10 protein-coding genes are annotated in these 8606 nt (G+C 43.7%); 1 reads left to right on the top strand and 9 read right to left on the bottom strand.

The window, feature by feature from the left end; translation table 11 throughout:
- Nucleotides 1-57 precede the first annotated feature (57 nt).
- Nucleotides 58-861: a helix-turn-helix domain-containing protein gene (locus R2Q16_RS09980; protein WP_316736766.1), complete on the top strand. Its 804-nt coding sequence runs from the start codon at nt 58-60 to the stop codon at nt 859-861.
- A 251-nt stretch (nt 862-1112) separates the two neighbouring features.
- Here the strand turns inward: R2Q16_RS09980 and R2Q16_RS09975 are convergent, their stop codons facing one another.
- The 9 genes from R2Q16_RS09975 to R2Q16_RS09935 all read right to left on the bottom strand — a co-directional run bounded on the left by R2Q16_RS09975 (nt 1113) and on the right by R2Q16_RS09935 (nt 8596).
- Nucleotides 1113-1292: a histone H1 gene (locus tag R2Q16_RS09975; protein ID WP_316736764.1), complete on the bottom strand. Its 180-nt coding sequence runs from the start codon at nt 1290-1292 to the stop codon at nt 1113-1115.
- Nucleotides 1293-1373: 81 nt separating this feature from the next.
- Entirely contained in the window at nt 1374-3032 is a 1659-nt protein-coding gene (locus tag R2Q16_RS09970; RefSeq protein WP_316736763.1) for a hypothetical protein, read from the bottom strand.
- Entirely contained in the window at nt 3025-4077 is a 1053-nt protein-coding gene (gene traM / locus R2Q16_RS09965) for a conjugative transposon protein TraM (RefSeq protein ID WP_316736762.1), read from the bottom strand. The genes R2Q16_RS09970 and traM overlap by 8 nt, the downstream gene beginning before the upstream one ends.
- Nucleotides 4078-4319: 242 nt before the next feature.
- Nucleotides 4320-4934: a conjugative transposon protein TraK gene (gene traK, locus R2Q16_RS09960; RefSeq protein WP_316736761.1), complete on the bottom strand. Its 615-nt coding sequence runs from the start codon at nt 4932-4934 to the stop codon at nt 4320-4322.
- Between the two features lie 15 nt (nt 4935-4949).
- Entirely contained in the window at nt 4950-6170 is a 1221-nt protein-coding gene (gene traJ, locus R2Q16_RS09955; protein WP_316736760.1) for a conjugative transposon protein TraJ, read from the bottom strand.
- 10 nt (nt 6171-6180) lie between these two features.
- On the bottom strand, nt 6181-6825 hold the full coding sequence (locus R2Q16_RS09950; protein WP_316736759.1) for a TerB family tellurite resistance protein: 645 nt from the start codon (nt 6823-6825) through the stop codon (nt 6181-6183).
- A gap of 14 nt (nt 6826-6839) precedes the next feature.
- On the bottom strand, nt 6840-7466 hold the full coding sequence (locus R2Q16_RS09945; RefSeq protein WP_316736758.1) for a hypothetical protein: 627 nt from the start codon (nt 7464-7466) through the stop codon (nt 6840-6842).
- Complete coding sequence (locus tag R2Q16_RS09940) at nt 7456-8190, bottom strand: conjugal transfer protein TraI (protein ID WP_316736757.1); 735 nt, start codon at nt 8188-8190, stop codon at nt 7456-7458. Before R2Q16_RS09940 ends, R2Q16_RS09945 begins: the two co-directional genes overlap by 11 nt.
- 37 nt (nt 8191-8227) lie before the next feature.
- Nucleotides 8228-8596 (bottom strand): hypothetical protein, encoded by a 369-nt coding sequence (locus R2Q16_RS09935; protein ID WP_316736756.1) that lies wholly within the window; start codon nt 8594-8596, stop codon nt 8228-8230.
- Nucleotides 8597-8606: the final 10 nt, after the last annotated feature.

Here is an 8606-nt window from a genome sequence, read left to right as displayed (position 1 = left end):
GTATCAAGAATCTGCAGGCTGAAATCAATTAATTCATTGCAAATTTAAGGCAACTGTATGTTTAAATACGAAGAGTATGATGTCGAAAAAAAACTATCCTGTTTTATTAAAAAGTTGTGGATACTCGATAATTCGGCTAGTGCTAGTGATGTATCGGGGAAATCGGTTTTGCCAAACGGATGTTTCAACATTGCTGTGATAAAGGGAAACGGATTGACGGTTGAGCATCAGGGCCGGGAACAACATTTAACACAAGGTACTTATTTCTGCGGGCAGATGACCGAAGCCATCAGCGTGACCGTCAGAAGTGGGGCGAAAGCTACGATGATCCAACTCCATGCCTGGACACCGGTTCACTTCAGTTCAGTTGACATGTACCAGTTCCATGACCAGATAGTGCACTTTGAGTTATCTGGAATAGACTTAGACGTAATGGGTAAACTGCCAGGACAAAGCAATCAAAAAATCTGTCAAAATATCTCCCTAATATTTGAACCACATCTGGTTACGAATCTTAACACCAGACTAATATCCATGGCCACCACGATCTTATTAAACAATAAGGGTTATTACGCTATAGAGAAATTGGCGCAAGATTTAAAATGCTCATCAAGGTACCTTCAAAAGATGTTTAAGAAACATGTCGGTTTAACACCAAAACAGTTTGCGTTGATATTGAAATTACGCTCTACGGTAGACGAGATTGCGTATCCACAGCAAGATCAATCGTCATTTGTTAATCTTGCTGTGGATAATCATTTTTACGATCAGGCTCATTTTAACAATACCTTTAAATCCATAGTAAAAACATCGCCAAAAAATTTTAAAGTACTGGATTATTTTCTTTCTCTGAAGAGGTAATATTTGCGGTATGATCAGCTTAAATAATTTTTTTACTCCTGAGCACAATCTATTTCAATACCACACCGTTGATTTTCAACCTGGTACATTTGCATGGATATCCTTGCCCCTTGGTGTAGGGATTGATTTAGGGATACCCTTTTAGATTGATGTGGTAGATGTAGTCAAAAGATAAGCTCATGATCTAAGCAAAAAAAAATGTCCTGACAAAATTTATCAGGACAGTATAATTTCCCAAAACAGTTGTGTTTTTATTTATCGCTGTTTTTCTTTTCTGTTACTTCAGCACGTATTTCCTGCGCCAAGACTTTTAATTCCTGCATTGCTTTACGTACCCTAGTTCCGGCTGCAGCATTGTTAGCATCATAGAACTTAGTTGCATCGATCTCAACACTTGAAACCAAGTCTTTTAATTTTGAAAATTTGTCCATTTTTTCTTGTTTTTATCATGCAGCAACAGGCTGCATTTGATGATGAAAAATAAATATAAGCGGGAAATGTAAGAGAAGATTTTAAAGTCCAACGCCCTGTTCCTGGTTAACCGCTTTAGTTTTGGCGCTGCTCTTATCCAGCGACTTTTCTTTGGGCTGCTCTTTAAGGAATTGTTCACGCTTCTCACTTTTGCCTTCCATATTGAAAACATTAAGCTGGCTATAACGGGGAACAGCCTCTATCCTGAGCGACACAACACTTCCATCTTTTTCAATGGAAACCGTTGCCCTATCCCCATTTTTAAGGCTGGATTCTAACTTATCCTTTAATTTTTCATCTGCCAGTTCTTTGAAAGGAAACCTGTCCAACACTTCCTGAAGATTGAAACCATACGATGGATCATGGTACTGATTGACATTAAGGTTCATGTATTTATCGCGTGGTCCATCCATATCCAGCTTCATCCAGGCTTTGTAGGCTGTACCTTCTTTTGACAACATATCATCGCGATAAACTGCCCTGCCTTCAATCAAATTAAGCGCCTGAGATGCCGAAAACCCTTTGCCCCTGTCAAGCCAGAAAGTCTGGCCCACGGGAGGATTTCGAAGAATTCTGGAAAAATCTTTTTCTACAAAACTTACTTTACCTTCTTCCATTGCCGCCATTCTGCTTTTATTTTTCTCTGAAGTTCCAACCGCCAGTTCTGCGCTGCCGGTCTGTTTTTTGAATACTTCAACAGCCTGTCCGACATTCTGATATTTCAGAACCGTATTTTTTCCTTCATCGATGGAAGGCGCAATGATGAGGTAGGACTGATCTTTTTCAAGGCCTTTGCCTTCAGTAAGCATGACTTCGAATTTGTTAAGGTAATAAAAATCAGACTGTGAGGATTGCCTGAAAAAAAGCTGAAAGTCAGCCTGGCCCTTCTCTCCGGTCATCCGGTCGGAAAGCTCAAATTCGGGGACATTGTTCTTCATTTGCGCCTGCATTTTTTCTGAAAGTGCCTCCGAAAAGCCAAGCGATTTAAGTTCCGCTTTAAGGGATTCTAAATTGTTTTGATTCATAATATTTGGATTATTAAATTGTTGTAAATAACATTCCCAGCTGAACTTCTCCAGCGAGGCAGGATTTTGGGCATGAACCTCTACATCACGCAGATGTACCCATGGCGGAAAGAATATTTTTTCCGCCAACTGGCCCTCTTTGCTATGAGCGGAAAGTATGTATTCAACTGGCGTGCCCGTGAAATAGGTTTTTTCCAGTTTTTCCGCAATCCTTAATGCTTCCATGTTCTGAAAATTTCCCAGGCCATCCTTGGCTCCACGAAATTTATCCAGATCCTCCAGCACCCGTTCCATTGCCTGCTGCTGGGATGAGAACAGACGGTAATCCTCGACATCGCTGCGACCGTAATTCTTCCAGTCCAGCACTTTCATCCGTCCTTCGAGTACCGCGGAGTGCACACCATTATTTTCCAGAGAAAGCGGGAAGCTGCCTGCCTGCTTCATGACCACGGCGAAAGAGGCCAGACTGATTTTCATCTCTGAATCACTGGACAATACCAGTTCTATGTGGGCAGGTTTACCCCCAAGCGCTTTACCCAATAGCAGTGTCTGCTCCTCCCAGGGACGGTCATAATATTGTGAGACGAATGGCGCCAGATCACGTCCGCTCAGGCCAATTTGCTGCAGATGCTCCAATACCGCTGTGACCTGCTGCGTCTTATGAAAGCTAGCCATTACCTGCCTTTCTTTTATCCGCATTATTTCTCAGCAGCACCGGAAGACCTGACTTGACTTTCACTTTAACGCGTTTTACTTTCTTGGAAAAAAGGTTTTTTGCGGCATCAATTCCTGCTCCGGCAACCTGGGCACCCATTGAACCATCCATGCTAATCACATTCATCCCCCGGATGGCATTGTCCGTTCCGGAATTAAGTGCTCCTGCAACGACTGCATCTGGAGCGAAAATCCCTTTGATCCCGTCCAGTCCATAAAGGGTAAGGTCGACGGGGATGATCTTGTTATCCAGCCTGATTGTTTTGATATCAAGTAACAGCCGTTGATTTGTCAGCTGACAGAGACCGAAAAGCATTGTGCCCGAGGGTATAATGATACCGTTAATATTGAGGCTGTCAAGCAGCTTGACCTGCATGGACGAACCCTGTTGCAATACCTGTTTGTCCAATACAAGGGCAGGTATCGCCGCAAACAGAACATCATTATTTGCCGGTTCGGTAATACCTGCAACCGGCTTTACAGTTTGAGGGTTTTGTACCTGGACTATCTTTTCCATAAGATTGGTGAGCTGCCTGAGTTCTTCGTCCTCTCCTTTGGGTGCCTGCATGGTTTTCATCAATAGCTCCAACCGGTCGACATCGCCTTTCATCCCGCCTGCATCCCGCGAAAGGCCAGTCTTGACAATTTTTGAATCCTGCTGGGTATTTTCCAATTCAGCTGTTATCCTTTTCAGACGGTCATCTATCTCGCGGCTCTTCAGATCAACTTCAGTTCCTGTTGTTTTCACAGGGCTTCCCGAAAATGCCCTGTCGCCTAGCTTTTTCAGTGAGTCCTTAGTAGATGATTCATAAAATCCCATTTTATCGACCGGGTCATCCTTTTTAAATTTCGCTGAAGGCAATGCAGGGTTGATACCTGATGAAACCTGAAGCGAGCCTGGCCCCTTTCCACCGTCGAGTGCGTAAAAGCCGAGGGCTAAAAAAGGGAGGATGATTAAAGGCAGCACCAGCAGCACTATCCTTTTGTCTTTCAATTTTCTTTCCATATTTATTTGATGTATTGTTTATAAAAACCCTATTATCAGTCCCAGGCAATAAATGCCAAAGAGTGCAGAAGAGAGTATGAGTAGAAATCTGAGGCTCTTGATCGGAACCACTGCCAGTCTATTATTTAAGTGATCCGCGGTACTTCGCCAGAATCTGATGAAGCGGCCTGTAAGACTCCTGATGACCAAATTTGTCTGCGAGCCTGGTTGTGGTTTTCCTCGCTGCATATTCTTACCCTTAATCATGGTTTCGCGGGTAAATCATTATTTTCCAGGGTTTCCCAGTTCTGAATCAGAAAACCGTGTGGATTGTTGTCCGAACGGCTAACATTACGCACTGAACCTTGCGTGATGAGTCTGCGCCTGATTGTCGAAGTAGAGCGGGTAAGCTTCTGGGTGGCATAAACCCTAAAAAAATAAGGTGTTGTATTTAAGTTTACCTGCGTGCTGTCAATACTGATTGCCTGCGAAACATTAGCCGAAATCAAACCCTTATAATAACCTTGCTCTTTGAGGTTATCATACGCTTTCTTGGCACTTTCATCTGCAAGATTTAATGCGGCCGAAATATTGGCGGCGATTACTTTTTCATCGGGATCGAGGGTAAAAAAATAGTGGTGGAACATTTTAATGTGATCCTTGAGTTCTACCGCGACATTATCCTTTCTTTCGGCAGAAAAGGCTTCCAATGCCTTCCCATTTGCCAATATGTAGATATGAGCCTGAACCTCCCTTACCATCCTGAATGCCTGCCAGATGGAAAATGCGCTAATCAGTATGCAGGCGATGATCATCATTAGCGAAAAGCTTTTGATGTGCCGGAATGCGGAATCTATATTTTTGAATTTGCTGAACATAGTTTTTGGTTTAGTTTACTTTGATTTACCTGATAAGCGTTCCCGCTGGTAGCCACCTGAGGAATCGCCATCCTTGAAATAATCACCCTGACCGGCGGATGCATAACCTTGTGATTGTTTTCTTACCGCATCTCCAAGCGCGTCGGCAGCCATACCACCTCCGGCAGACATTCCATGCATCCCTGTTGAGGAAGTGGAGAGGACAATGGCATTGATCCTGGAAAGTATGGCATTTCCACCACCCGCGTGCACAACATAATTGGCTACATTGGGCACCGAAAAATATCCAACGATCCCAATGATGAGGAAGATGAGATATGCAGTATCGGTGGAAGAAAAAAATGTATCCCCGGCGGCTTCGATCTGTGAAATATCCAGTTTAATCATATTCTCCTGTATTTTGCCGAGTATGCTCCCGAAGATATTGGCAATGGGCAGCCATAGAAATATATTTACATATCTGGCCAGCCAGACGGTAAGCGTTTGCTGAAAGCCGTCAAATACGCTAAATCCAAGTACCAAAGGACCAAGTATGGCGAGCACGATTAAAAAGAATGTTCTCAACGTATTGATGCAAAGTGCTGCCGCGGCATATAAAACCTCCAGAACTTCCTTCAGCCATCCCTTGATGGAATTGCGAAAATTATAGCTTTGTTTTTCCATGTAGAACTGCAGGTCATTACCAATGCCGTCCAGAAATGTTTCACCACTTCCATCCGGATCCTTGGGATGAGCGTACTTATACCATTTCTCCCTATCGCCCTGACCAGTATCACCAATGTACATTTGCCAGTATTTGCTTTCTTTTATCGCTGCTTCCTTGGCTTTGAGTAAGGCCTCGATTGCCTTATTGGAATCAGCAACCATTGCGCTGGTTGCGGAAACAGTCGGTTGGAGAACCCCGTTCATAATGGCAATAACTGCGGGAAACATGACAATGCACATTCCAAGGGCAAAAGGGCGCAGCAAGGGATAAACATCAACAGGTTCCGCTGATGCGAGTTGTCTCCAAACCCTCGAGGAAATGTACCATAGGGCGGCAAATCCTGCAATGCCACGGGCTACACCGATTAACCTGGAACATAGCGGAAGCATTTCCGAATACACCTGGTCCAGCACGGGCTGCATCCCGTTCAGGGTCTGGGAAATCCCCTGGGAAAAAGCAACCGCGGGCGAGAAAAATAAGGCAATGGCGAGCCCGAATCCCGCAATAACGGGAAAATATTTCGTTTTCATATGCTGAAAATTATGGGTTAGCGTAAATGGATTTGAGCATGTTGACCGATGCCTTTTCGCGGGTACGCTGCATTTTTAACAGGCTTGCCTGCTCATTAAAATCTTTGAGAAAAAGTACCTTATCCTGAACACTTTCAAAAATGCGGTCGATGGCACGAAGCCGCTGCTCATCATTCATCCGCAGCTGGGAAGAGGTAATGACCATCAGCAGTTCATCCAGATTCTGCAGGCTGGCTGAAAATAACTGGCCGTATACATTTGAAAAGTAGTCCAGTTCATTCTCAGAAAACAGGTCCGAGGATGAGAAACGTGCGAAAGCAGCGCGGTAAGCAGAAACAAGGTTACCTTGCATGGAAATGATCTCCCCGATCCGCCTGTATTTTTTTAACTCCGGACTGACAATTGACAGTCCGTCAATAAAGACTTCATGCAGCGAAAAATTTCCTTCCGAAATATTTTTCACGGCAGAATAACCTGTAGAGATAATTGCATATCCTTTCTTCATGTCTGATAGGATATTTTTAAGTTGGGAAAGTTTCTCTACATTCAATAGCAACTGCTCTGCCTCTGCACTTTGTGCGGTGGCATTACCCAGAAACAAGCTATTCAGTAAAAATGAGAGCCACAATGCCCGAATAAGAAATAAATTTTTCATAAACTATCCTCCTCTTATTTTAATTCTTTTAACGACTCTTTTTTCTGGGCCAGCAGTAGCCTGACCGAAGCGTCAAAGCCGGCGGCAGATTGATATCTTTCACAAACCTGATCATATAAGCGGTTGAACCGTTCAAACCTTTCCTCTTCACTCATTTCGAGTTTTCCCATTTCAAGGATCATGGAAAGCAACTCCAGGTCCGCTTTTACACTTTTACCGAGGTCGGCTTGAACGCCGGCGATAAAGCCTGCCTCAGATGGCCCAAGCAGATCATCAGCATAGTTTCTCCTGGATATCCTGAAAATCTCCTGCTCCATGCTGATTATATAAATCATCCTTGGATTGCTTGAAATTAAGGGGCTGATGGTTTTTAGCGAGCGAAAAAAGATTTCATGCAGACCAAATTCGCCGTCCTTGAATCCCCGGATAAAGTCAAGTCCGTCATCCGCAATTTTGTACCCTTTTTCCAGGTAACCGGCATATACCTTCAATGCCACGAGCTGCTCAAGCAAATACCGCTTCTGTGTTTTTTTCTGCTGAAAAAATTCTGACCAGGTTTGCGCGTTGACCGACACAAACGAAAGGCATAAGGCCACGAATACCAACAGCCTTAATACAAACCCCATTTTTCTATAGTCCATAAATCTCCCTTATCTTGGCTGCATCTTCAAGTGATGATGCCCGCTTGAGTGAAAGGCCCGCATTTTCGGAATTATACTTTTTGAGGTCTGCATAGTTGGACTGCATTCTTTCGGCCACTGCGGCAATGATTTCCAAACGGGCTGAATCTTCCATCTGCGTTTTCAGCGAACTGACGACAAGTAGAAGTTCATCAAGGTTCTTGACGCTTTCATCAAGGATTCCGGAATAGACTTTTTGCATACTCAGAAGCTCTTCGGCGGAAAAGTGTTTATCTTTTTCAAAAAGTGCCCATGCCCAACGGTATTCATCCAGAATGGCCACTTGCGTGGAAGTGATTTCGTGAACCCTTTTATAGTAGGCGATGACCGATTTTACTTTCCATAGGGATGAATAATATTCCGCATAAAGGTCTTTCTGTTTTTCAGACCAGTCGGCAATTTCGGTAAGTTTGAGTTTCGACAGCTGGTTTTCCAGGACTTTCTGTGCATTCTGCAACCATATTGTTTCATTCTGAAGGCGCTGGACTTTTAAGTCCACGGCTTTGATTACCTTTTTTACACCCGCCTTGATAACCTCAAGCACCGCAATCTGTGCAGTTGCCCCTTTAGGCAGCGAAACACATAGCATCATGGTACTCAAAGGGAGTATGACCATATAACTTTTCATCATTCTTTTCATTTTACTGTATAGCTGGCCTGCGGCCAAAAAACCTTTTTCCATCATTTTAAGCTTTAAAATTTTTTCACAATAAATCCCTGCTCTATTCTATCTTCAGATATTTCCGCTTGCCGATGAGCAGAAATCCTGAATCGGGATAAAAGATGAGCAGCCTCCCTTTTCTCAGCTCGGTCATCAAACCCGTACTCTCATCATAGACCAAAGACCAGTGCTCTTTTTCAAATTGCCTCTTCCCCAGTCTTCCGCTCTGAATCAGGCGAAACCCGGTTTGGCGTATGGCCTTGAAATTATTGCCTTCTTCGGTGGAAATGGTGAGGGTGTCACTGGCCACGCTCAACTCCCCTTTTGAATGGTTTACAAATTTTCCTGGTGCGAAACGCCTGACACGATCCGTCTTACAGGCGACCAAAAAGCTCATGCAGAGCAAGACCAACACTATTTTTCTTTTCATATACTTAGAT

The sequence above is a fragment of the Pedobacter aquatilis genome (assembly GCF_032678425.1).
GTDB lineage: Bacteria > Bacteroidota > Bacteroidia > Sphingobacteriales > Sphingobacteriaceae > Pedobacter > Pedobacter aquatilis_B.
Note: the sequence above shows the minus strand (reverse complement) of the source record. Positions and strands in the feature narration are given on the sequence as shown.